The sequence below is a fragment of the Sphingomonas sp. Sphisp66 genome, assembly GCF_047324325.1.
Lineage (GTDB): Bacteria > Pseudomonadota > Alphaproteobacteria > Sphingomonadales > Sphingomonadaceae > Sphingomonas.
In genome coordinates this window covers 3,409,138-3,433,457 of record NZ_CP168508.1, presented here as the reverse complement: position 1 = coordinate 3,433,457, position 24,320 = coordinate 3,409,138, and the positions used below count along the sequence as shown (strand labels likewise).

Annotated in this window: 15 protein-coding genes; 7 read left to right on the top strand and 8 right to left on the bottom strand. The window is 63.0% G+C overall.

The features are described from left to right. Window positions 1–2 precede the first annotated feature (2 nt). The gene (locus ACEN8G_RS15420; RefSeq protein ID WP_413413711.1) at window positions 3–2,300 is read left to right on the top strand and encodes a PD-(D/E)XK nuclease family protein; all 2,298 of its coding nucleotides are present in this window, start codon (window positions 3–5) and stop codon (window positions 2,298–2,300) included. Continuing rightward, window positions 2,297–8,587: an AAA domain-containing protein gene (locus ACEN8G_RS15415; protein ID WP_413413710.1), complete on the top strand. Its 6,291-nt coding sequence runs from the start codon at window positions 2,297–2,299 to the stop codon at window positions 8,585–8,587. Before ACEN8G_RS15420 ends, ACEN8G_RS15415 begins: the two co-directional genes overlap by 4 nt. 74 nt (window positions 8,588–8,661) lie before the next feature. Here ACEN8G_RS15415 and ACEN8G_RS15410 read toward each other — a convergent pair whose 3' ends face one another. From ACEN8G_RS15410 to ACEN8G_RS15395, 4 genes are read right to left on the bottom strand one after another with little or no spacing between them, the layout of a single operon-like run. After that, complete coding sequence (locus tag ACEN8G_RS15410; RefSeq protein ID WP_413413708.1) at window positions 8,662–9,360, bottom strand: hypothetical protein; 699 nt, start codon at window positions 9,358–9,360, stop codon at window positions 8,662–8,664. Next, window positions 9,357–12,719, bottom strand: coding sequence for a hypothetical protein (locus tag ACEN8G_RS15405; RefSeq protein ID WP_413413706.1), 3,363 nt, complete (start codon window positions 12,717–12,719; stop codon window positions 9,357–9,359). The genes ACEN8G_RS15410 and ACEN8G_RS15405 overlap by 4 nt, the downstream gene beginning before the upstream one ends. Continuing rightward, on the bottom strand, window positions 12,716–13,621 hold the full coding sequence (locus tag ACEN8G_RS15400) for a hypothetical protein (RefSeq protein ID WP_413413705.1): 906 nt from the start codon (window positions 13,619–13,621) through the stop codon (window positions 12,716–12,718). The genes ACEN8G_RS15405 and ACEN8G_RS15400 overlap by 4 nt, the downstream gene beginning before the upstream one ends. Then, window positions 13,618–16,086, bottom strand: coding sequence for a DEAD/DEAH box helicase (locus ACEN8G_RS15395; RefSeq protein WP_413413704.1), 2,469 nt, complete (start codon window positions 16,084–16,086; stop codon window positions 13,618–13,620). Before ACEN8G_RS15395 ends, ACEN8G_RS15400 begins: the two co-directional genes overlap by 4 nt. Window positions 16,087–16,793: 707 nt before the next feature. Between ACEN8G_RS15395 and ACEN8G_RS15390 the strand changes: the two genes are divergently transcribed. The 3 genes from ACEN8G_RS15390 to ACEN8G_RS15380 all read left to right on the top strand — a co-directional run bounded on the left by ACEN8G_RS15390 (window position 16,794) and on the right by ACEN8G_RS15380 (window position 19,193). Then, window positions 16,794–17,606 (top strand): alpha/beta fold hydrolase, encoded by an 813-nt coding sequence (locus ACEN8G_RS15390; protein WP_413740615.1) that lies wholly within the window; start codon window positions 16,794–16,796, stop codon window positions 17,604–17,606. Beyond that, window positions 17,599–18,744 carry an ATP-binding protein gene (locus ACEN8G_RS15385; RefSeq protein ID WP_413413701.1) on the top strand — a complete coding sequence of 382 codons (1,146 nt, stop codon included), beginning with the start codon at window positions 17,599–17,601 and terminating at the stop codon, window positions 18,742–18,744. Before ACEN8G_RS15390 ends, ACEN8G_RS15385 begins: the two co-directional genes overlap by 8 nt. Before the next feature lie 74 nt (window positions 18,745–18,818). Beyond that, window positions 18,819–19,193 carry a response regulator gene (locus ACEN8G_RS15380; protein ID WP_413413700.1) on the top strand — a complete coding sequence of 125 codons (375 nt, stop codon included), beginning with the start codon at window positions 18,819–18,821 and terminating at the stop codon, window positions 19,191–19,193. Between the two features lie 58 nt (window positions 19,194–19,251). On the opposite strand, the gene ACEN8G_RS15375 is transcribed toward ACEN8G_RS15380, so the two are convergent. The 4 genes from ACEN8G_RS15375 to ACEN8G_RS15360 form a co-directional block, all read right to left on the bottom strand. Further along, a complete protein-coding gene (locus ACEN8G_RS15375; protein ID WP_413740798.1) occupies window positions 19,252–20,304 on the bottom strand; it encodes a calcium:proton antiporter in 1,053 nt (350 codons plus the stop codon). 61 nt (window positions 20,305–20,365) lie between these two features. Further along, window positions 20,366–20,545: a hypothetical protein gene (locus ACEN8G_RS15370; RefSeq protein WP_413413698.1), complete on the bottom strand. Its 180-nt coding sequence runs from the start codon at window positions 20,543–20,545 to the stop codon at window positions 20,366–20,368. A gap of 58 nt (window positions 20,546–20,603) precedes the next feature. Beyond that, on the bottom strand, window positions 20,604–21,560 hold the full coding sequence (locus tag ACEN8G_RS15365) for a transglutaminase family protein (protein WP_413413697.1): 957 nt from the start codon (window positions 21,558–21,560) through the stop codon (window positions 20,604–20,606). A 206-nt stretch (window positions 21,561–21,766) separates the two neighbouring features. Next, a complete protein-coding gene (locus ACEN8G_RS15360; RefSeq protein WP_286711945.1) occupies window positions 21,767–22,129 on the bottom strand; it encodes a YegP family protein in 363 nt (120 codons plus the stop codon). A gap of 153 nt (window positions 22,130–22,282) precedes the next feature. On the opposite strand from ACEN8G_RS15360, the gene ACEN8G_RS15355 reads away from it, so the two are divergent. Together ACEN8G_RS15355 and groL are read left to right on the top strand one after the other, a co-directional pair. Further along, window positions 22,283–22,528: a hypothetical protein gene (locus tag ACEN8G_RS15355; RefSeq protein ID WP_286711946.1), complete on the top strand. Its 246-nt coding sequence runs from the start codon at window positions 22,283–22,285 to the stop codon at window positions 22,526–22,528. A 155-nt stretch (window positions 22,529–22,683) separates the two neighbouring features. Then, on the top strand, window positions 22,684–24,306 hold the full coding sequence (groL, locus tag ACEN8G_RS15350) for a chaperonin GroEL (RefSeq protein WP_353681871.1): 1,623 nt from the start codon (window positions 22,684–22,686) through the stop codon (window positions 24,304–24,306). Window positions 24,307–24,320: the final 14 nt, after the last annotated feature.

The window sequence follows — 24,320 nt, the reverse complement described above, 5'->3', positions numbered from 1 at the left end:
CAATGGCTACCGGGCTAAGCGGCTCCACAATCAAATCCTGGTTCCAGTATCGGTGCGAGCGCAAGACGCGCTACGAGATCATGGACCCCAAAGAACTCGCCGCGATCCCGATCGCCAAAGACGATCGCGAGCAACCCTGGGCCGTTCTGGGGATCGATTTCGAGGATCGTGTCGTCGCGCGGCTGGCCCGGCAGACTGGCGTCTTGCGACCGCCGCGGGGCAAGGATGGTGGTCTCCCCGCGCACGAGACGATTGCCTTTCTCCGTGGTGAAGGCAGTGCGGAATATGCAGCCCAGGTCAATTTGCGCCCTGAGCGCCGGCCCAGATTTGTTGGAGGCACGGGCGATATCCGCATGCGCAACAGCTATGCGGACCTGATCCGTCGCGAGAAGACGCCTGACGGACTCCGCTTCCGCGTCATCGATATCAAGGCGACGCGCGCGGCGCGGGCCTTTCATAAGACGCAAGTCGCCTTCTATGTGCTGCTGCTGCGGGAGATGCTCGAAGAACTGGGTATTGCCGCGGCGATCGATGTCGAAGGCCAAATCTGGCGCATACCAGATGATGGGTCAGCGGAAGGGGATCGATGGAGCGAAGACAGTTTTGCGCTCGCTCCCTATGTTCGCCTCGTCCAGGATTTTTGCACAAATACCCTGCCCGGGATTGCCGCTCGAAAAGTCGTGCCAGGGGACGATGAGACCTTCTTCCACGTCTATTTCAAATGCGAGCAGTGCGGCTACCTGCCCCATTGCGGCGAGGCCGTCGGCCCGAACCGCCGGCCAGAACGCCGTGACGTATCGGCAGTAGCCGGGCTTAGCCATGAGGCGAAGAGAACCTTGCTCGCCAATGGCGTCGGCACTGTCCAGGCCCTTGCCAGCATGGGCAGTGCCCTTGGCCGAATTGATGGCGCGGGCTGGTCTCTGTCGAAGCGTGCCGATACGCTGATCGCCAGAGCTAAGGCCCTGCGCGATGATAGGATCGGGCCCGGAAGCGAGCCGCATAGTTTTCTGATGCCGCCACGCGTCGATACTGCGATCTATCTCGTCGCCGATAACGATCCCGTCGACGACACGTTGGTGACGCTGGGCTATCGCCGGGTCGATGACACCGGCGTGGTCGATCATATCGAAGTTCTCGCGGCGTCTGACCGCGCGAGTGAAGCCGATGCCCTGGTGCGGATCTTTTCGAGACTGATCGCGGACCTGCAAGCGATCGATGCGCACAATGCCGGGCTGGCCGACTCCGATCCGGCGGCCCAGTTCGCGCACATCTTCCTCTATGAGGCGAGCGAAGCGGTTTCACTGCAAAATGCGGTCAAGCGCCATCTGGGCGATCCTCGAGTCCGGGGCGGCCTGCTACACATGGTCCGCCTCTTTCCCCCCGAGGAAGTAATTCCGGAGCCCGAATTTCGAGGCATGCAGCATCTACCTGCCACCGCACTACGCAGTGTGGTCGAGCAGTTGATCGCCGTGCCGGTGACGGTCTCCTATGATCTGCGGCAGGTATCCCAGGCGTTGGCGCGTGAGGGGAGTATCGCTGCCCCTTATTTTCCGCAGACTGGGTTCGAGCGACCTTTCTCTGCATTGCTCGCGCTCGATATCAGCCGCGATCTGCGCGAAGGCCGCGAAACCGTCGATGCGGAAAAGGTTCGCAGCGATGTCACCGCGCGTCTCAATGCCACGCAAGCGATCGCCGAATGGCTGCTCGCCGAGCACCGCGAGCGCGTCGAGCGCGGAGATCCCGAGATGCTCCGCCTCCGAAAACAGCCGTTCCGGCTCCAGGCGAGCTTTGATCCTCTCGACGCCGGCGACCTCGACGTCTTGCGCGCATTCGAGCTTCTGGAAAACCGATCCGGCCTGCTCGAGACGATGATCAAGCTTGCTCAGCCCGCGCGCGTTCGCCGGGACGCTGGCCGTTCGATCGGACCGATGCGATTGTTGCGCGTGAGTGAGAAGGGGCGGTTCGCCTATCTTACCTTCGCGATCCCGCGCGAATGCGAGGATGCTGATCTTGCAAGCGGCGCCATGGGATTGATTCTGACCGACGGTGAACCGGACCTGCTGCTGGAGCCACGTCTGTGGCGCAATGTCGGTTGCGACCTGCTCGATGCGGGGACGGGCGACGGAGCTAATATCCTGCGGGTTCGTGTCTTTATCGGCAATTTCCGAGGGGCGGTGTTCCAGGGCCTGCGTCAGCGTGCCGGCGAACAGAATTGGTGGCTCGACCAAAGCTTCGTTGATTACAATTCTCCCAAAGCCGACGCCTATCTCTCGTTTCTTGGTACGGGCGCCAATCCATGACCACGCGCGACGACGTCCTCGCTTTTCTGCGTGATCCGCGCGCTTTCGCGGCAACGGCCAGCGAGCCCGAACTCTGGACCGACGGGCTCGTCAACTTTGCGATCCCTTCGATCGAAGCAAATGGCGACCGGTCGTTGCGCCCCGCACAGGACGCGGCCTGGCGCGGGCTGGCCACCAACAGGGCAGGGCTGGTGCTTGGCCCGCCGGGCACCGGCAAGACGCACCTTCTGTCCTGGCTGATCACCGGTCATGGCGCGGTGCGCGGTATGTCGGATAAACCGGCGCGGACCTTCGTCACGGCATTCACAAAAAACGCTGTGGGCAATGTGCTGGACGCGGTCGCCAAGCGCCAAGCGCTCCACGATCCGAGCGCACCGCCGCCAATATTCTATGGGGATCCCCCATCGAGTGGCTTGTCGCCGGGCGTGGCGCACATTGGCCGAGGTGACGAGGCCGAAGTCGCAGCGGCACTTGCCACTGGCCGTGCGGTGATCGGTGCAACGATCTGGTCCCTTTATCGTCTGATCGGCTCGGGCGCGGTCGCGAGCGCCGATGGCTATACCGCGCCGCTGTTCGATCTCATTTGCATCGACGAAGCGTCTCAGCTCGTGCTTGGTCAGGGACTGATGGCGCTGGCCGGGATGGCGCCTGACTGCCGCATCGTCGTTTCAGGTGACGATCAGCAATTGCCGCCGGTACGCGCGATGCGCTCGACAAAGGTCGAGGGGCGCGAAGTCGGGGGATCGCTCTACGCATTTCTCAAATCGGCCGAAGTCGCCGAGTTCCCGCTTGAAGAGACTTTTCGGCTGAACGCGCCGCTTGCACACTTCCCTGAGCGCAAATTCTATCCGGGCAGATATGTGTCCGCCGTCCCCGAGGCCAGGCTCGCGTTATTGCCCGATTGGTCAGATGGGTTGGATCTTGTCACGCGCGTGGCACTTGACCCGGCCTTGCCGATCGTGGTGCTGGTTCATGATGGCCCGGCGGCCGCGACGTCGAACCCTTTCGAAGCGCGCATCGCTGCGCGGATCGCCCAGGCACTTGCCGAACGCATCGACAGTGGAAACGGGAGCCCGCCGGATGCCGACAGGTTCTGGAAAGAGATCGCCGCCATCGTGAGCCCGCACCGGGCACAAAATGCTGCGATCCGGGGGTTGCTGCCAGAGAATCTGCGCAGCGACGCCTTTGTCGAGACGGTCGACCGCATCCAAGGCAAAGAACGCGATGCGGTGATCCTCTCTTATTGCGTCGCCGATCCCGAATTCGCCGTTGCAGAAGGTGAGTTTATCTTCTCATCGGAGCGGCTGAACGTCGCTTCGACACGCGCGCGCAACAAGCTCGTGCTGCTGATCAGCCGGCGCTTGCTCGAAGCGGTTCCGGGTGAGCAGGAGACGATGGACAAGGCCGAGCTCCTGCGTGAGTTCGTCTTCGCATGCGAACCGCTTGCCGATACGGTGCTCGAAGGGCCTCAGGGTCGGCAGATCAAAGCGCAACTGCGCGCCCGCGGCTTTGAGGGGGCGACTTACGATGTCGATCTGACGCCTGATGTCGCGGTGCCGCCGCCCAGCCTGACTATGACACCGGAACTCGAAGGTGTTTTGCAGGCGATACGCGGGGTCGTGGCGCGGGGCGATTTCGCCTCCGCTGCACTGTTCGAGGTCAAGCGCGCGATGGCGCTTTCCCTCGAGCCTTTCGAGCCCTGCCGGCACCTTCATAGCTTGGGTTGGATTTCGCTGCACCAGCGTGACGGTAAGAAGGGCCAGTTCTGGCTGGCCAGACCCTTCGAGAGGGCGCGCCAAGTCTATCCTGTCGATATCGGAACGGTTCGCCTTCGTGTCGCCGGGCTCATTCGCGAGGAGCGCTCGGGCAAGCATTGTTTCTATGACCGGGTCCGCGACCGCTTCGCCTGGATGGACGAGGCCGGTCGCGATTCACTGCTCCCCGTGATCCAACTCCTTCAAGCCGAAGGGCTTGTGATCCTAGACACGGTCAATGGAAGTACGACCTTGGCGATGGCGAAGGCCGCTACCGAGTTGCCTGCTGAATCTCAAGATCCTGCGCCGTCACTCGATACCGCAGACTTCATCTTGCTCAACCGACTCGAGGATATCGAAGCGGCGCGGATCAATTTCGGCGTATTCGATGCATGGGTCTCGGTAGTAGACTTGGCGAGGCAATCAGGGATTTCCGCCGGTCAAGCCTTGGCGGCGCTGTCACGCCTGGAGGCTCAGGGCTATCTCATGCTAGCCGAAGATGGGCGCGTGCGCAGCCGGGTAGGCGAACTCGCCCGCGAAGTCCGGCACATCAAGCAGCGCTTCAAGGCCGACGACGCCGCAACGCGGCCCTTCCTCGTTCGTAACCTGAAGCTCGAGCTTCGCAATCGTCGTAAGCCTGACCGCAGTGAATCGCTTGAGAGCGTATTCGAAGCGGCTCGCGAAGGCGCGAATGCCACTCAAGTAGAAGCCCTTTTGGGGCTCGAACGCGCCCTGGGCGGAATCTGGGGCGAGGGCGCGGCATTGGCGCGCTTTCAGGCGAAGGGGCTTATCGAAGGATTGGCGGCATGGCGCGGCGACGGTAGCGCGAGCCTCGCAATCGCGGCCGACACCGGATCAGGCAAGACGGAAGCCGCGGCCTTGCCGCTTATTGCTGGTGCCCTGGCCGATCGGCTGGCCGGCATCCAGGGTACGCGCGCCGTGTTGGCTTATCCGCGCGTCAGGCTCGCGGCTAACCAGGCACAGCGCCTAGCCGGCTATCTCGCGGCCACAGCAAGCATACCCAATATGCCTCTGCTGACTCTGGGTCTGCAGGTCTCGGATGTGCCTGACAGCTTCGCAGGCATGCATGCGCGCTATCACGAGGCCTGGCGCAGCGCTGGGCCCGATCAATTTCTGTTTCCCTTCTTTGCTTGTCCGTCTTGCGGGCATGCGCTCCACCTGCGGCCCGGCGCAGGTCGGGAAGGGGCGGATGCGCTGGTCTGCGGAAAGGGCGACTGGCGATTTGATGGCTGGGTTGGCTCCAAGCAGGGATTGCGTGAACGACCGCCTGCCTTGTTCCTCCCGACGACCGACAGCCTTCATCAATGGCTGCACGATCCACGCTATGGCTCCCTGTTCGGCGATCACAGCGGCTTTGCACCTCCACGTGCGCTGCTCGCCGACGAGATCCACCTCTACACCCATATCCACGGTGCTCAGGTCGGGCTGACGCTACGTAGATTGGCAGCGCGCGCGGCTCGCAATGCGCCGAACGCGCCCGATATGCTCGCGATTGGCATGAGTGCGACCATCTCCGAGCCCGGTGAGGCTTGGGGGCGACTCATCGGACGCGACGATGTGCGCGTCATTCGACCCGAGATGGAGGAGCAGAAAGAGAATCCTCGGGGCCGCGAGACTTTCTATTTCATCCAGCCCGAAGTCGAATCCCGCGGCGCCGATATCGCGGGTGCATCGACGACTATCCAAAGCCTGATGTGCCTTGGTCACGGCATGCGCCGTCGGACAGGCTCGGAGGGAGGATATCGCAGTCTCGTCTTCTTCGACTCGATCGACAAGATGCGACGGTTGCACGGCGCTTATAGCGATGCCGAAGAGGGCAAGGAATTGGCCTCGCTACGCACCACCAACTATGGCGATGATCCGACGGGGCAGCCGCAGACGCGTTGCTGCGGACAGCCGATCGGCTGCGATCGCTTCGCCGATGGCGAATGCTGGTGGTTCGCTGCCAATGATGCTCGTCAGTGCGGCGCCCTGGGCCACCGGGCGCCCGGGGACCCGCTCAATGTTGCGCGTACGCCAATCTACTCTGGTACCAGCAGCGATGCGGAAGCGCTGGTAAAGGGTGCCGATGTCGTGTTCGCGACATCTTCGCTCGAGGTCGGCTATGACGATCCCGATATCACTTTGGTGTACCAGCACTATGCGCCCCAGAATCTGGCGAGCTTCGTGCAGCGTAAGGGGCGCGGCGGCCGCGGTCTGGACGATCGGCCGACCACCGCGGTCACCTTGTCGATTTTCTCTCCTCGCGACAATTGGTGGTTCCGCCGTCCTGCCGAAATGATTGCGCCGAGCGGGTTTCAAATTCCGCTCAATGCGGACAATTTCTTCGTACGGCGCGGCCAGGCGCTATGCGCTTTGCTTGACGGACTTGCCCAAAATAGTGCCGATCCGTCCAGGCCGTTCAGCCCATCGGCGTTGCGTCAGGCAGGTTTGCTCGTCGAAGCGAGCCTGGGCGAGGGGATCTGGCGAGAATTCGGCGCGGCTGACCCGGAGGCTTTCTGGGCCTTGGCTCTTGCCGCGCAAGGACCGGTTCAGGCGCGATATTTCAGTGATTGGCGCGCGGCGCTTGTCTGGGTGCCAAATTTGCTCTTCGACACCATAAATCTGCCGGCAGTTCGGGTCATCGGGCCGGAAGTATCGGGCGGTGGCTCCGAAGATATCGGTCTGGCGCTCGCGACGATTGCTCCTGGCAACGCGACCCGGCGCTATAGTGCTGGCGTCGTGCATTGGCGGCCTCCTGTCGATGGCAGGGCGCCCTGGCTGGCCGCGGACGATTATAACCATGCTGAGCGGCAGGCGCTCGCTGATTCAAGCGAAGCGGTTCTGTCCCAATTACCGATCGAGGCGCGTGCCGAACTTGGCGAATGCCATATTTCGCTCTGTCGCCCCACCCAGGCGACGCTCGAACGCGTCGGCTGGATGGCGGGCGCCTTTTGGACGCCCGAGATTGGCTTCGCACCCGATGCCGATCCGCAGCTTCGGCCGATCCAGGAGCGCGACTTGCCGGTGCGCCATGACAGCAACGCCTTTTTGCGCGGCTTTCTGCTGGTGGAAGCTGACCCGAAGCTTGCGCGCGCAGTAGGCATTTTGGGCGAACCAGGGCGTCTCATGGCGGATGCGCATATCAGTGGACCGGCTAGTGCCGGGACCGCTGGTCTGCGTGTCGCGCGGGTATTCTGGGGTGCGGACAGCGAGTTGCGATTTGACGTGCCGAAGACGCCTCCGCTCGGGCGATCGCAGATCTTCACTGATCCAAAGGATGGCTTGCCGCTTCTCCATGGGTACCGAGTGGAGACCGAGGGGCTACGAATTGCCGTCGATGATGGGCGGGTCACCGATACGGTCGACGCTGTCATGGCTTCGTTCGAGGATGCGCCAGGCGCACGCGAAGCGGTTAAGGCGCGGCTCCTTCGATTTCGGATAGAGAGCCGCGGCCGCGCGATCGGCTTGCCTGGTCATGATTTGCGCCTTGCCGCCACTTTGATTGCGGCAGCGATAGGCGACAGCCAGTTGAGGGGGCAATTGGTGCGGCTGTTGCGATTCTGGGAAGGCACGGCACTTCGTGACTTCTTCCTCGATATTCGCAATCAGCTGCTGGGCCAGCATCCGCTTATGACGGAGGCACGTGTCCGCCGCGCGGGTGATCTACTTGCGACGGATGATTTCCAGCAACTGCTGCAAGAGAGTCTTCAGGAAATTCGCGATGATGAGGCCTTGCCGGCTTATCTTCGCAGCGCGCTGCTTCATAGCCTGGCCCTGCGATTGAAAGCGCTGGTTTCTCAGGTGGGACAAGGCGATGAGCGCAAGTTGCTCGCCCATGTGGCATTGCCGCTCCAATTCGATTCAGACGCGGGCACGGTGATCACGGTTTGCGAAGCAGGGGCGGGTGGCGACGGAACGATCCGCGGCATTATCGACGGATGGGATGAAGCTCAGGCCTTGGTCGCGCGCGGCTTTTTGGAAGCATGCCGCAATGCGGAAGAGGATGCGCTGGTTCGCCGCTTTTGGTCGCTGCACGATGAGCATTCGCGTTGGCGCGAGGCCGATGCCCGCGATCCGGCGGCACTCGCTGCGATTGGCGCCGAACTCGGCACCGACGCTCCGCTTCCCGCCGTTTTGGTCCGTATTCTTTTCGATCGGGAGGCGATCGAGGCGGAGCCCTTCGCGCTCTATGATATCGCCGAGGACCTAGAGAATGTGCGGGCGAGACTGGCCGGCAGATTGCAGCGTCCGCTGGAAGGCTGGGAACTCGCGTCGGCCGCTGTCGGCGAGGCGATCGCCGGTACAGCGCCGGTGTTGCAGAGGCTCCGTGCAGCCTTCGAAGCCTTCGATCCCAATGCGCAGGGATCGTTGGGTGCCGATGCGCAACTTGCCGAGCAGGTATTCCGGCTCGGTGCGCCGCTTTGCGTCGATGGTTGCCGCGCCTGCGTGCACCAGCCCAGCGACCTGATGCATGATAGCCTCATGGAAGCGAGTGTATCGCGCAGCCTGCTGGCGCGGTTCTTGGGCTAGAGGACCTGATATCGTCCCGGAAGCTCAGCTATCAAAAGCTAGTCTGGACGTGGCTTCCGGACTGTTGATGCCGTCTAGCGCGTGTTGACGCCGAGCCTATCAAGCGCCTCATGCGCTTCGAGCCAGGCACGGACCTTGTCTGTGACCATCGCGAGCGTTGCGCGTCGCTCAGCGAGCGCGTTGATGAATTCGCCCACTTCGTCCTCACCGATCTCGCGCGCACGTTCGGCTTGAAGTGTCGCGTAGTCGTTCATCAGGCAGCGGACCTGTGGGAGCAGGTCAGTGACCGTGCCGAGGCTTGCGGTGTTCTTTGCCTGATTGCCGCAGGCAGCGAGCCGTCCGCCAAGGTCGTCGGGGACATTCATCGCGCTGAGTAGCTGGCCTATGCCAACCATCGGCGCGAAGCGTTCACCGACGACGACACGCCAGCGCTCGCGAATATGCTGCTCGAACCCGCGGATCGCCGGCGGCAGGCCATTGTCATATTCATGGATCGCGAGCCGCAGCGCCTCCTCGCTATCGGCTTTCTCGAGCATTTCACCGAGGTCGGTCGCGATCTCGATCATTTCCTCGCGTGCTTCGCGCTGCTCTTCGGTAGCGCCGAACTCGATCATCGGTGCAAGTTCGATCAGTGCGGTCATCCGTGCGACTTGATGATCGACGGTTCGCAGCGATACCAGCGCCTGGCTCAGCCTTTGCCCAAGGCGGCGCCGATCGACCGCGTCAGGCAATTGCGCGAGCAGCCTCTCGGCATCTTCCAATATATCGCTCATTCGGCTGCCTCAGCCTTCTCGATGTCGCCAACGGCGGCGCGGATGGCCCGCCCGGCAGCCTTTACCTGGGCCAGCGAGCCCATGCCGCCGGCTTCCGACACGCAATCGCGGGCAAAGTCTCGTAGCGATTCAACGAGTTTCTCGCCTGTCATTGCCGCCCCGAGCAAATCCTCCAAATCTCGAGCAGGGGCGGCCGCCAGCCAGCCCAGGCGAAGCGTGGGCTTGGTGGGTGCTTCTTCCGCTTCCAGAGCGATGATCAAATCTTCGACACGGCGGCCGGCGCCGTCTTCGAGCCGCTGTTGTACGCGAGGATATATGGTTTTCCAGTTGGTGACACGGTCCGGCACTGCGCTTGGTAGCAAATTCGAGATACCGGTGATGCAGTCGTCCAGCCTGGTGAGATGGGCAGCAACGCTCTTGTTGCGCAGCAGCTTGTCCAGGCTGCTTGCACGATTCTCTATTTGCGCGAACTCGGTGCGCTCGATCTGGGCGCGCTTCTCGGACCAGTGTTGAGCGAGATCGCGAGCGCGGGCGAAGGGTTCAGGGAGCGCTGCCTCAGCGTCGGGGAACGGGTCGAATTTGCCGGTCTGTGCGAGGCGAACCACTGCGCCGGCAAGTTCGCTCGCGTCCGTGAGCGGAGCGCCGCCACTGCCTTCCGAAATCCCGAGGCCCACCATGATCCGCAGATGCGCGAGGAGCGGTTCCTGGGCTCTGCGAGTGGCGCTTAGCCAGTCTTGCCATGGTGCGCTGCGGCTGGCGATACCGCTTTCCGGATCGGCTTCATCGCTCAGAACCGTACGCATCTGCTCAACGATTGGAGCGTCCGGGCGTGTCGTACCGCGCGCCCAGGCACGCGCGAGCAAGATCTGTGCGAAGGTGGCGACGGGCGACCAGAGGCTACCGTCGCCGGCTGACGGAATGCGGCGGGCAAGATAGCGACGTGCTTGCGTCTCCAATCCGCGCATCAGCGCTGCCAGGCGCCCTCGATGGAAGGCGTCATCGTCACTTGATCGCCCGGCATCGAGCCGAAGGGCCAGATAGGCCTCAAGGCCATCGCGTACCCAGGGCTCGGGTTTGATGAGCAAATAGTCGCGCGCGCCGCTGGTTGTGCCCTCCAGCTTGACCATTTCCGTGGTGATCACCTTGGCGATCAGCGCGCGGGGGTATCCGAGCCGGCGCGGGTCGAGACTGGAAATCAAATCATAGAGCAGCTGATTCCATTGATTGGCATCATCGATACGTTCACCCGTTACCCAGGTGCGTATCTGATCCCGCATGGTTTCGAGCTGGCTCTTCTTCTGCATGAGCCGCTGCGGCTTGGGCGGCGTCAGGGGAGGTCTTGTCGTACGAGGGCCGCTGGTCGACGCGGTGGTTAAGCCCGACGGATTTGCGGCAGGCGGCTGCTCGGGCTGCTCTGCGCCAGGTACGACAAACAAGCCGAAACCGGGCTCTCCCTCGGCGGGGGGGATAGGGCCCTGGCCTTCTCGAAGGCGCTCTCCAAGCACGCCGTCATCCGAGCCTGCGTTCTGGTAGGAGTTCTCGGAGGGCGACACGGGCGCCACGGCACTGGCAGTGTCCCCGCCAATCCAGGGAAGCCCAAATGCCTCATACAGCCTGCGCGGAGCACCGGCGAAAGCAGGCTTGCCTTCGACCAGTGTCACGTCGGCGCGGTCGGGGTCCGCCCAATAAGCGAGCATGCGCCGCATCCGCGCAGCTTCTTTTATATTGGGGATCGCGTTCTCGACGATCTTGTCCAGACGGTTCGCTATGACCCTGGCCGAGCGCCGGTCCGGGCTGAAGGCCTCAGGCTCGATCGTAGCATTCGGATAGAGCCCAGCCTCGAGCGTATCGGGCTGGATCAGATTGGGATTGAGGATTGCCTGCAAGATTCCGCGCGGGGTTTTCCAGGTCTGGCCATTGTCGTTGTCCTTGAGCGCTTCGAAGAAGCGATCAAAGGCATGAGCGGTGAAGGGAAATAGACCGATCGAGCCCTCGGCGCCGAACGTCGCGAAACATTGATCCTGCCTTGGGCAGCTTTCGCAGCGATTGGGAGGCGCCAGAGTGTGATCGTCGCGCGCGTCGACGAGCCAGCGCTCAAGAGCGGCAGGACCGGAGCGGACCGCGGACAAATAGCGGACCGCGAATTGTCGGCGATTATCGCTCTCGCGCAGGGTCGCAACATCTTGGAGGCTGCCGGTCACCTCGCCGAGTTGAATTTCATGCGTGATACGTTGGCGGTAATTGCCCTGAAGCTTGTCATAATAGTTGGGGGTCACGCCAACGACAGAGATAAGCGGGCACACCAGCTTCTCGGTGTCGCCGCGCGCCGACGCGTTGACCACAAGCACGTCGATCAGGCTGTCGTCCAAGCCTTCCCAACTGGTGATATCCTCGAGAAGCAGGATGAGGCGCTGGCTGCGTTCGGCGAGCTTTTCGCGGACTTGCCGGAATAGGGTCTTGAGGCCCTGCGCCGATACGCCGAGCACATTTTGGATTGCGTCGTTTCGCCGCCGGTTGAGCGCGTTCATCAGCATCAAGCTGTTTTCGAAGCGATCGGGGTATGTGCTCGCGAGTTCGGCTGCCAGCCATTGCTGCTCTCGATAGGCGCGGATCTCTTCCGCTTCCCGTGCCAGGCGATTGGCGAGCGGCTGCGAATAGGCGATCGCGGCACTGCCTTTCAGCGTCGCGACGATCTCGGCCAATTCCTGGATATGGAACAGGTCGAATGACGCGGTTGCGGAATTGCGTTCGCCTTTGGCGCCTTCGAGCAAGCTCAGGATGGCACCGGGCGCGGCCCATTTCGCCTTCACCGCGGGCTGGCTCAGGAGTTCGGCCGGATGATTCTGGCGACACCAGTCCTCGTCTTCGAGCGGCTTTTCGAATTGGCCGGGTTCGAGGGTGTTCGCAAGCGTGCTCAGAAAGACATTGGCGCGGCCCTGCATCGAGAAGCGCTGCGCGCGGCCGAGATTTTCGAAAAGCGGCGCGAACTCTGCCGGCAAGCGGCCTTTCAGCTGATTGAGTGCACCTTCCAGGCTGCCATCGGCACGACGCAGCAGCAGCTTGATGTCGTTCGCATGGGGCCAATTGACCGCGATCCATCGAATGAGGTGCGATTTACCAGACCCGGGCTCTCCCTGGACCACGCAAAAGGCATGTTCGCGTGTCGGATCGGCAAGGGCTTCAAGTACGGCATGTTCGTCACTGTCGCGGATCTCGCCGGCGTCGCGCCCGGCAATATTGAATCCTTCGATAGGCGAATGGGTCGCGAGAAAGATCGCGTCATTACCCTCAAGTGCTTCGGTGACGAAGATCGCGCGCGCATCCTCGGCGCGCCAGCAAGCAGCGACTGACGCGTTCATGATGCCGTCTCCGGCGTCACAATGACTGTAGTGAATGCCTGGAATTTATGCGCGGGATCGGGAGTAAGGCGGATATGGGTGCCGGCATCGCCCGCCAGGGCGAGGCGGATCGTACCTTCATCGTGCAGGTCGCGCAGCGCCAAGCTTAGCAAGGGCGAAGCCTGGCGAGCCGGTGTGGGGTGACCGATGCGCTGACAGGCCGCTACGAATAAGCGCCCGCGGTCGAGATAAGGCATGTGCTTGGCAATGAATGCCAGGAAGGCTTCGGCTGTGATCTCCGCTCCCGCGCTGATCTCGCCGCTGGTCGATGCGCGCTCGAGCTCGCGGGCGAGGCGGATTGTCGGGACAGGCAGTTCGGGGGTCTGATGGAGTGGCAAGGGGACCCCGAGCCCAATGAAGGTGAGCCAGCGGCGCCAGGCCGTTATGTTGGTCGGGTTGATCGAACCCTTGAAGCTCGTATCGCTGCGGCCTTCCCTGCCGGCCTTTTCGGCGAAGTCCTTCTGCGGCCAGTCGTAAAACCAGCCGAGATTGCCGACCCGGTCGCATTCCGCTGCGAGCCATGCATAGGCTTCGAGCAGCGTCGCTTCGATGTCCTCGCTGGGAAGATCGACCAGATAATCATGAACATGGTCGGCGAGCGCCGCATAGTCCGTGACGCTGTAGCCTTCGCCGAGCTTCACCTGGTCGCGGGCAAGATCGATAAGGCCCAGCGCTGAAGCGGCGTTCGAAGCATCGCCGGCCAGGAGGTCTTTCGCGCGAACTTCCTCCCCGTCCTTGATGTAGCCCGGGTTGAGAAGTGCATTGAATGTCGCACGGTCGGTGTCACCGCCAAGCGCATGCAAGCCGGCGACCACCGACCAGACGCGTTCCGGCGTGCCTTGCGGGCTCGACAACAGGCTCATTGCACCGCGTCCGATCCGATCGCCCATTCAGCGAGTGTCGCCTCGCCATAATAGGCGTAATGCGAGACGGTCTGGTGGAGGGGGCGTCCGCGCAGCGTTCGTTCGGCGCGCGCGACGATGAGCATGGGAACTGCCGCGTTTTCTTGAAAGGCGGCAACGCGAGAAAGTGCTGCTTCAGCTAGTCTGTCGTCGTCTGGCAATAGAAGTGCGCTTGGCAGGCGTGCCAAGGTCGCTTCACCAATCCATTCCCCCATGCTCAAGACCAATCCAAATCGAGCCCCAGTGGGCAGCATATCCTGAGCGATGCGGTTTGCTAGGGCATTCGGCGCAATAATTTGTTCCACTCCGGCATTAGCCAATGCGGTGACAAGCCTTGTTAGGCCCTTTTCAAACTCGGGGTCCGTGGGAGCTATCAGCGTGGTCTGGGGCGGTAGTGCAGTTTGCAGGGGGTAGGGGGCTTCCCAAGCCTTTTCGAGCCCCGAAGTCTCGAGCACAGAGGGAGGCGGGAGGCCGACCGCGCGGCAGGAGGGACAGCGTCCACAAGGAGGCGCATAAGATTTGGGCTCGATCAACTCAAAAGCTGCGCGCGTGATGCAGGTCGCCTCGGGGTTGGTCATCGCGTCCACGAAAACATGCATGTCATCACGCACGTCCGCGACTTCGGCGTCGCGCACCGCACTTACCTTGTCCCAATTCGCGCCCTTGAGGCCGTCAAGCAGTTGCGAGTCGAGGATCTCGATGTCCCAGGTAAATTCAGCCTGATCGCCCTGGTTCGGCACGTCGAGGATCGTCAATACGCCCGCGCGCTGCATCAGTGTCAGGAGGGTCATATTCCACCCGCGGTTCCAGTCCCCAACGACCGGCTTAAGGCCCTCGCGGAACGCGTCGAGATTGATCGTCAATTGCCGTTTGCCGTCGTTCGACCACCGTGCATTCGTGGCTGCATCGAGCAGCCCTGCCCAACGGGCCTCGGCAAGTTCGTGTGTCAGCCAGCCCGACGTTGCCAGGCCATAGGCCTGTTTGATGTCGCCCTCGCGATTATTGCCGGTGAACAGGCAGGCGGCCAGCCCCTGGCCCCCATCGCGCGAAGCGCGTCCGATTTCCTGATACCAGCGCGCTGGCCCTTCGGGCAGGCAGGCATGGATCACTGAGCGAACATCGGGTTTGTCGATGCCCATGCCAAAGGCGGACGTCGCGACTATGATGTCATATCGATCCGCGGCCCAATCCTCGACAATCTGCTTGCGGCTTCGGGCTGGCGTATCTCCAGTAAAGAGGGCGAGCCGGCCAAAGCCTCTTTCCTGTCTCAGTCGATCAAACAGATCTCGCGCTGCCTGGATTTCCGTCGTGTAGAGGATGAGCGGCCGCGGCGCGCGGTCGATGACGTGATCGAGTGCGGCTTGGCGTTGCCTATCCCAGCCGAAATGGCCGATCACCACATCGTGCTCATAGCGCGGTGTGCGCGCATCGACCTCAAGCCATTCTCCGCTTTGCCGCCAGCCATCTCGCAGCACTCGCCTGGCGCTATCCGACAATGTCGCGGACAAGAGCACGGCGCGTATCGAGGGGTTCGATTGCCGCAAGCGCTGGAGCAGGGCGGGAAGTCGCTGGAAGTCCGGACGAAAGCTGCGCCCCCAACTCTCGACTATATGCGCCTCGTCCACGAAGACATGGGTCAGCCGAGCTTCCAAGCCGAACTCGACGGATCGCGGCTCGGCCGCTTCGACGAGATGAGCCAGCGTCCCGGGATGCAGTGCCTTTTCGGGCGAGAGCAACAGGACAGGTACGGTGCCCCGCCTGAACGCATTGATGATCGCTTCTACTTCCTGAGGTGGCGTATCGCCGACCAGTGCCCGGCTATTCTCCAGGCCCTTCATTCCGGACAGGGTGCGCTCGTGGTCGAGCGCGAGTGCTACAGTAGGGGTCAATACGATAGCACATGCGCCGGGCTGGCTTTCACGCTCAAGATTGGCAGCGAGCTGGAAGAGCAGGCTTTTGCCCGAACCGGTCGGCATGCTGACCATGAGCCCGGAGCCGGGCGGCTGCGTGAGGAGCGCTCGAACTGCGGCCTTTTGAGCGGCGGTACGATACTGAGCGTGATTGCTGTGGCGCAGCAACGCGGCGTCCGGTGTGCCAGGCACATAGACTTGACGCGGTCGGCTATCGAGCAGAAGCGTGTGATTGAGGCCTTGGAGATCTGGCAGATCATCTTCGTCTATGAGGCGAAGGCTCTCCCCATTGTTGGTCAAGGCCAGTCCGAAGCGGCTGACCAAATCTGCCTCTAACGAAGCGATGGAGACCGATTCCGCAGCTAGGTCAAGCCGGCCGCCAAGCAATCGAACGAGCGATCGGATCAGTGCCAAGCGATCTGCCGAGGAATCCGCAGCCTGCAGCGCAGTGCGACAACGCGCTATCGCCTTCTGCAGCCATGGCGGGCCGGGCTCATCCTTGATCGCAAGCGGCATCGCGCCATCCTCCCCATTCTTCAGCAAACCACTCGAGTGCCAGCCGCCCCATCCGCAGGGATAGCTCAAATTTGACGTTCGCGGGAGAATCGTTCGTTTCGTCAGGCACCTGGCCGTCGGAGCTAAACCGCGTCGAGTCTCGCAATTCAAACTGAAACGGCAGATCGTAGCCGCCCGCGGGATCTCGTTGCGGAAAGAACGTATGGCTGCGCCGGCCGGATCGTGACTAAGGCCGCCTTCGCCGGGGCGATGAGGCCTCGGCCGAGCATTTTGAAGCACATTTCCGACCGGCGGTTGGCACCGAAACCAGCAGCTTCTGGGCCGGAAGCGGACCGGCAGCTTCCGGTGGACGCTCCCGGAAAGCGGACGTTTCCGCGTCCGCCTCCATCTTGGCGGGACGGCAGTTCGTCGGCCCGACTTCTGCCATCCCTGACTGATCGGCCAATGGCCAGACCGTTCACCTGAGACCCCGGCGCGAGCTTGGTGCATGGCGATGCGTTGGATCAATCAGGCCCGTTCAAGCCAGCCTGCAAGGCGAAGATTAGGGAGGCGTCTCCGGCATCGACCAGATAAAGCCAAGGGCGCGATTTACTCGGGTTCTTAGAGGCTTGACCATGTGCTATCTGTCCAGATGGCGACGAGAAATCTCGGCCAGACGGACCGAAGTTGAGGCGCCGATGACAATATTCACTCGAGATGCGAACGGCATGATGCGTGATGCGCCAGATAGCCAGCGCACGCTCGACCGCCTGAATGTCAGGATAGGCGGAGCGGGGCACCGAACGATGGTATTCGCCCATGGCTATGGGTGTGACCAGAATATGTGGCGCCTGGTCGCGCCCGCATTTGAAAGTCAGTTTCGGACGGTGCTGTTCGATTATATCGGGGCGGGCGGATCCGATATCTCGGCATATGACGCTGATAAATATGGCTCGCTCGAAGGCTATGCCGACGACGTGATCGATCTGGCGGGCGCCCTCGGCATCACCGATGGCGTGTTTGTGGGTCACTCGGTGAGCGCGATGATCGGCTTGATCGTCGCGCGCCGCGCGCCCCATCTCTTCTCGACCTTGGTGCTGGTCGGCCCTTCACCCTGCTACATTGATTGCGGAGACTATGTGGGCGGGTTCAGCCGCGAGCAGATCGACGAGCTGCTTGAGTTCCTCGACAGCAATCATCTGGGCTGGTCGCAGGCGATGGCACCCGTGATCATGGGCAATTCCGATCGGCCGGAATTGGGCGACGAGCTCACCGCCAGCTTCTGCCGCACCGATCCTGACATCGCGAAACGGTTCGCCCGCGTCACCTTCCTGACGGACAGCCGCGCCGAATTGGGCGCGGTAGATGCGCGCGTGCTGGTTCTCCAGTGCCGCGAGGACGTCATCGCGCCGCCGTGTGTCGGCGACTTCGTCCAGCGAGCCATCCCCGGTAGCAGTCTGGTCACGCTCGATGCGACGGGTCATTGTCCCAACCTGAGTGCACCGGAAGCCACGATCGCGGCGATCCAAGCCTTTGTCTAAAACCGGGCACCAACAGGCCGACACCGACAGTGCCATCGACTTCGAAGACTTGTTCGAGACGGCCCCGTGCGGCTATCTGCTGACCGATCGCGACGGCCGCCTCGTGCGCGTCAATCGGACCTTCGCGAACTGGGTCGGGTCCAGCCCGGAAGCGCTTCGCGGCAAGCGCCTCCCCGACATTCTCACGGTTCCAGGCAGGATTTTCTACGAGACTCATTTCGCGCCGACACTGCGGATGCAGGGCCGTCTCGACGAGATCGCGCTCGACCTCGTGACCGCCGACCAGCGCAAGCTCTCGGTGCTGGTCAACGCCGCCGAGGCGCGCGGTGCCGAGGGCAAGGATGTCCAGGTCCGTTTCGCCGTTTTCATGGCGACCGAGCGCCGCGGGTACGAACGCGGCTTGATCGCGGCCCGCGACAAGGCGGAAGCGACGATCGCCAACGAGCGCGCGGAATCCGATCTCCGCGAACAATTCATTGCGGTGCTTGGCCATGACCTGCGCAATCCGCTGGCGTCCATCAGCAGCGGCATTCAGATCCTGGCGAAGGAGGGTCTGAGCGAACGCGGCAGCAAGGTCGTGGCGCTGATGAGTGGCAGCGTCGTGCGCGCCGCAGCGCTTATCGACAATGTCCTCGATTTTGCCCGCGGCCGCCTAGGCGGTGGCATTACGCTATCCTTGGGCGCCAGCGAGCCGCTCGAAACCATTCTTCGCCAGGTCGTATCGGAACTTCAGTCGATCTCGCCGGATCAGGAGATCGACACGAGCTATGCGTTGGTGGAACCGATCATCTGTGATCGCGTCAGGATTGGCCAGCTATTGTCGAACCTCCTGGGCAATGCGCTCACCCACGGCGCGAAAGATCAGCCCGTGCGGGTCGATGCCTCCACCGCTTTGGGTGACCTCACCATATCGGTTTCGAACGGCGGTGCACCGATCCCGCCTGCCGCACTCGAGAAGCTGTTTCAGCCTTTCTTCCGCGGTCATGACAGGGTCCGACAAGGTCTCGGTCTAGGATTGCACATCGCTTCGGAAATCGCGCGTGCCCATGGCGGCACCTTGGTCGCCCGCTCCGATGAGAACGCAACAACCTTCCTTTTCACCATGCCGCTCGCCAAAGTCGAGGAACCTGGCGAGTGATGTACCCATAAGCGCCGCTCCCGCGTTGAGGAGCAACCAAAATGGCCGGGCACTTCCCGGGCGGAGAGCCGGGAATGTCGATCGATCATGGAGCAATGACCGTACTGGTGGTCGAGGACGATGCGTTGATCCGCATGCATGGGGTCGACATCCTGGGGGATGGCGGCTTTCACGTCCTTGAAGCAGCCAACGCTGACGATGCGCTCGTCATTCTGAGCGATAGGGCCGACGTGCAGCTGCTGTTCTCGGACATCGACATGCCGGGCAGCATGGACGGCCTGAACCTGGCCCGTGTGGTTTGCGAACGTTGGCCGTCGATCCATCTGCTGCTGACCTCCGGCCAGCACGGGCTGCAGGATGGCGATGTTCCCGGGACCGCCCGCTTCGTGCGCAAACCGTGGTCCTCGCAAGGGCTCCTCGATCGCGTTCGCGACATGGTGAAGGTCTGATCTTTCGTGCGCGATAATCCCGGTCTGGGGGCAGCGGCGAAGCAAGTCGCCTGAACCGTCAGGGACTGAACACAAGCACGAGGAAGACCGAAAATAACGAGAGGTGCACCGCCCCTTCCAGCATGGTGGTCCGCGTGCCGGAGAAAGTAAGCGTGTTGAGCATCAGCGTTACCCCGAGCAGCACCATGTTGGCGGGCGAGACGCCCAGGATCACGGGTTGACCCGTTGCCAGGCCGATGAACAGAACGGCGGGCACCGTCAAACCCAGCGTCGAGGTGGCGGCTCCAAGGCAAAGGTTGATCGCCCGCGTAAGCTGGTTGGCCGCGACCGCGCGCAGCGCCGAAATGCCCTCCGGCGTGAACACGATCAGCGCGATCAGGATGCCGCCCAGGGCGGTCGGTGCGCCCAGCACTGCGATTCCATGATCGAGCAGCTTCGCCAGATCCTTCGACAGGATCACGATCGGGAGGATATTCGCGAGAAGCAGCAACACCCGACTGGTATTCGAGCCGGGCGCACGCTCACCATGGGGTGATAGGATTGCGACATCCTCCCCGGCCTGCTGCCCGACCGCGACGAAGAAGCCGCGATGCCTGCCGGTCTGGAGCCACAGGAAGCCGATATAGAGTGCGAAGGTGAAGGCGGAGAAGAACAGCGCCTGTGGCAAAGACAGCATGCCTGTCGCGCTCGAGGTGGTGAAGTTGGGGAGCACCAGCGCGATCACGCTCAGCGGGATGATTACCGCAAGATAGGCTGTCGCGCCCTGAAGATTGTAGCTCTGCTGGTGGAAGCGCAGCCCGCCGACCAGCAGGCACAAGCCGACCACGCCGTTGAGTACGATCATGAGCACCGCGAACATCGTGTCGCGTCCCAATGTCGGCACGGCCTTGGCGCTGAGCATGACCGCGCCGATCAACGCCACTTCGATGATGACGATCGACAAGGTGAGCACGAGCGTGCCCAGCGGCTCGCCCAGGCGCCCGGCCACTTCCTCGGCCTCATGCACCACCCCGAATGCTGACCACAGGATCACCGCCAGCAGCCACGCGAACAGCAGCGCCGTGATCACCGGATGCGCGCCGACTAGCCGCACCGGGTCGGCGAGCAGCATCGCGGCCACGGTGGTCCAGGCAACCGCGAGGCGGATAAATCCCGGCCTCGTCACTAGTGGCTCATGGATGCGGCGGATCCTGTTCGGGCAGCTGCGCCCGGGCATGGGCGCGCGCTTCGCGGCGGAGCCTGCGCGCATATTGCCGCTCGTGCGTGTGGTAGATTCGGTAACCCACGAACGCGGCAAGGAGCAGCGCCATGAGCAGCATCAGGGTATAGGCGACCATCAGTCTCGGTTCCATTTCATATCTCCGCCGCCCGCATATGCGCGCCGGCCTCCGGTAAGGATGCCATTCGCGCCTAGGCGGGCGCACGCACCTCCAGGCCCGGCTGTGCGGTCAGGCCGCTGCCGGAGCTCACCGTTACCTTCACCGTCATGTCGATCAGATCCTCCGCATTCCCCGTATAGCGGCCCTCCAGCGGCGGAATCTGCGCAATGTTCCGCGCTACCGCGACCGGCACCAGGTTCGCCTGGCCCATCTTGCCGTTGGTAGGATCGAATGCGATCCAGCCCGCACAGGGCAGGTAGACCTCCGCCCATGCGTGCGTCGCGCCATGCTGTGGCACTTGCCCGTCGCCGGGGGTGGGGGGATCGTAGAGATAGCCGGAGACTGCTCGCGCGGCAAAGCCGAGATGGCGCGCCGCTTCGATGAACAGCGTCGCGAGATCGCGGCAGGCGCCGGATGCGTGATCGAGCGTCTCCAAGGGTGATTGTGTGCCTTCCTCGCGCCGCTCGACATAGTTGATCCCGGCGCGGGCAGCGCTGTTGAGGTCCTGTAGCAGGGCAAGCGTGTCGGTCCGCTCCGCAGCGACGATGGCTTGCGCCCAGTCCCGCAGCCGTCGCTGGGGATCGGGATGCTCCGGCACCAGCAATGCGCCCAGATCTACGCGCTCGTCGTGCGAATAGGCGAAGGGATAATGGTGCGCGTGCGGAGCAATCGGGAATACCGGCCAGGCGGCCGCGTCCTGCTCGACCACCAGCTGGCCAGTCACGATAAGCGTGTCGGCCATTCCGAAAAAGCTGGCGGTCGCGATCAGGTTGCCGAACACATCCTGTGTCCATTCGATATCGGCAGGAGGCGAGCAACTGAGCAGCGTCCTCACCGGCTTGATATCATGGCTACCCCGCGGGCTCAGCATCATCCGGTGCGGAAGCAACGTCACCGCCCGCGCATAACGGTAGGTTGTCTCATGCCAGATTGTGAGTCGCATCATCTTCGGCGCCTCCGGGATAACCGTCCGTTCCGCGCGCGACATGCGTGCAGAGCCAGGCAGCGTGAAAGGGAGATGCCGGTCCCGAGAGACCTCAAGTCCGTCGCAGGCGACGATAGCTTTCTTAATATGGGAACGGCGCACGCCACCGGCAATGGTCGCTCGACTTTTCCTCGTCAGTCGCGTTTCGCCGGCAGGTAGCCGGACTTCCCTTCAGCGACGGGCGGACAGTTGCCGGTATATTCGTCGGCTCAGTCCGGGGAACCTCGCACCATTGCTGCGGCGGCGCCGTTGCGCAGTGCCGAAACCGCCGCCGCGCATGCATGCTCGCTGGAATAGCCGATGCTCAATGCAATCGGCACGCCGCTCGCTGAGCAGAAGCGCCACCGCCAGTCGCCGCCGGAGAACAGGATTGAGGTAAGGCTGACGCGCTCGGCTCGATAGATCTCGAAATAGGGCTCGCCGTCCGCCTCGGGGTGAAGCTGGCCTTCGCTATTGGATGGCGCGTCCGGCGAACGGCCGATGCGGAACAGGGCTGCGGTGATGTCCCGGGGCAGTTCCCCGGCATCACGGCGCGGCGGAGCGAATTCGCTAAGTGCCATGCTGGCGGACACATGATTCTCCCATCGAACAAGCGGGAGCAATCCGTTTCTCTCTGGCGTCGCGTGCTTGCAAAAGAATCTGCGACGATCCTGCATATATAGCAGCATGCCTGGCGCTTGACCATGCTACAAAGCCGGCGAGCCGGGGATCTCAAGGAGCACCTCGTGTCGATCCGCACCACGTCCAGCACGGCCACGTTCGCTTCGCCCTTTCGGCTGAAAGGCGTCGACGAACTCCTTCCCCCCGGCACCTACCGGGTCGAGACCGATGAGGAAGGTATGGAAGGGAACGAGCGCACCGTCTTTCGGCGAGTTGCCACGCTCCTCTACGTCCCTACCGCATCGGGCATCCGCGTCTGCACCGTAGACGCTGACGATCTGGCCGCCGCGCTGGCCTCCGACAATCGGTAATCCCGCACGGCCACTTGCCACGAGGCACGGGCGGGCCCACATGCTGGATTATGGGTTTGCGATCGAAGCGGGCCCGTTCGCATAGCGGCGGCGCTGGCTTCCGGTTGTGACAGCGACGCCCCGTCGCGGCCCAGCGACCCGATCGGTCCCCATCCATGGCAGCCAAGGACATACGCTTCTCGCGCGACGCGCGGGAAAGCATCGCGCGGGGCGTCGACCAGATGGCCGACGCGGTACGCGTAACGCTCGGGCCGAAAGGCCGCAACGTGGTGATCGACAAGGGCTATGGCGCCCCGCACATCACCAAGGACGGCGTCACCGTCGCCAAGGAGATCGATCTCAGCGACCGATTTGCGAACCTGGGCGCGCAGATGCTTCGTGCCGTCGCCACGCGAACGCAGTACCATGCCGGCGACGGCACCACCACCGCGACGGTGCTCGCGCAGGCGATCCTGCGCGAGGGGATGAAGTCGATTTCGTCAGGCGTCAGCCCGATCGAACTCAAGCGCGGCATCGACATCGCCGTCGCGCGCGTCATCGAGGAGTTGAAGGCCCGTTCGCGCCCCGTCTCGAGCACTGTAGAAATCACGCAAGTCGGCATCGTCTCCGCCAATGGCGACGCAGAGATCGGCAACATGATCGCGGCGGCCATGGATAAGGTCGGCAAGGAAGGGGTGATCTCGATCGAGGATGCGCGCGGCACCGCGTTCGAGCTCGAAATCGTCGAGGGAATGGAATTCGACCGCGGCTATCTCAGCCCCTATTTCATCACCGACGAGGGCAAGATGACCGTCGATCTGCACGAGCCGTACATCCTGCTCCACGAGCAGAAGCTGTCGGACCTGCATGCATTGCTTCCGGTGCTGGAGGCAGTCGCGCAGTCGGGCCGCCCGCTGGTGATCATCGCCGAAGACGTGGAAAGCGAGGCGCTCGCCACGCTGGTGGTCAACAAGATGCGCGGGAGCCTCCAGGTCGCCGCGGTGAAGGCGCCCGGTTTCGGCGCTCAGCGTAAGGCCGTGCTCGAGGATATGGCGATCCTGACCGGGGGCACGCTGATCGCGCCGGATCTCGGCATCAAGCTGGACAGCGTCACGCTCGACATGCTCGGTACCGCCCGCAGGGTGACAATGGACCGGAACGACACAGCGATCATCGGCGGCGCGGGCGATCCCGCGGCGATCGCCGGTCGCATCGCGGCGCTCAAGCAACAGATCGAACTCAGCACGAGCGAATATGACGAGGGCAAGCTCCAGGACCGGATGGCCAAGCTGGGCGGCGGCGTCGCCATCATCCGGGTCGGCGCCTCGACCGAAGTCGAGATGCGCGAGCGCAAGGACCGGCTCGACGACGCGCTACACGCGACGCGCGCCGCAGTGGAGGAAGGCATGTTGCCCGGCGGCGGCGTGGCCCTCCTCTATGCGTCCCGGGGCCTCGACGGCATCAGGGGCGAGAACGACGACCAGACCCGCGGCATCGACATCATCCGCAGGGCTCTATCGGCACCCCTTCGCCAGATCGCAGAAAATGCAGGACACGACGGCGGCCTGATCGCGGGCCGGCTGATCGACGGCAACGACCGCGATGTCGGTTTCAATGCGCAGACCGGCCGCTACGAGGACATGGTTGCTACCGGGATCGTCGATCCCACGCTCGTCGTCCGATCGGCATTGCAGGACGCCGCGTCGGTCGCTGGGCTGCTGCTCACCACCGAGGTGGCGATCGTCGGCAGCTCGAAAAACTCACCTACCAATCAGACGATGGCACCAGCCGGCTTCTGATCCGCCGGCCACGA

Coding starts and splice junctions, on each gene's coding strand:
- ACEN8G_RS15420 (WP_413413711.1), top strand. CDS start 3: ATGGCTACCGGGCTAAGCGGCTCCACAATCAAATCCTGGTTCCAGTAT.
- ACEN8G_RS15415 (WP_413413710.1), top strand. CDS start 2,297: ATGACCACGCGCGACGACGTCCTCGCTTTTCTGCGTGATCCGCGCGCT.
- ACEN8G_RS15410 (WP_413413708.1), bottom strand. CDS start 9,360: ATGAGCGATATATTGGAAGATGCCGAGAGGCTGCTCGCGCAATTGCCT.
- ACEN8G_RS15405 (WP_413413706.1), bottom strand. CDS start 12,719: ATGAACGCGTCAGTCGCTGCTTGCTGGCGCGCCGAGGATGCGCGCGCG.
- ACEN8G_RS15400 (WP_413413705.1), bottom strand. CDS start 13,621: ATGAGCCTGTTGTCGAGCCCGCAAGGCACGCCGGAACGCGTCTGGTCG.
- ACEN8G_RS15395 (WP_413413704.1), bottom strand. CDS start 16,086: ATGCCGCTTGCGATCAAGGATGAGCCCGGCCCGCCATGGCTGCAGAAG.
- ACEN8G_RS15390 (WP_413740615.1), top strand. CDS start 16,794: ATGATGCGTGATGCGCCAGATAGCCAGCGCACGCTCGACCGCCTGAAT.
- ACEN8G_RS15380 (WP_413413700.1), top strand. CDS start 18,819: ATGTCGATCGATCATGGAGCAATGACCGTACTGGTGGTCGAGGACGAT.
- ACEN8G_RS15375 (WP_413740798.1), bottom strand. CDS start 20,304: ATGCTGCTCGCCGACCCGGTGCGGCTAGTCGGCGCGCATCCGGTGATC.
- ACEN8G_RS15370 (WP_413413698.1), bottom strand. CDS start 20,545: ATGGAACCGAGACTGATGGTCGCCTATACCCTGATGCTGCTCATGGCG.
- ACEN8G_RS15365 (WP_413413697.1), bottom strand. CDS start 21,560: ATGTCGCGCGCGGAACGGACGGTTATCCCGGAGGCGCCGAAGATGATG.
- groL (WP_353681871.1), top strand. CDS start 22,684: ATGGCAGCCAAGGACATACGCTTCTCGCGCGACGCGCGGGAAAGCATC.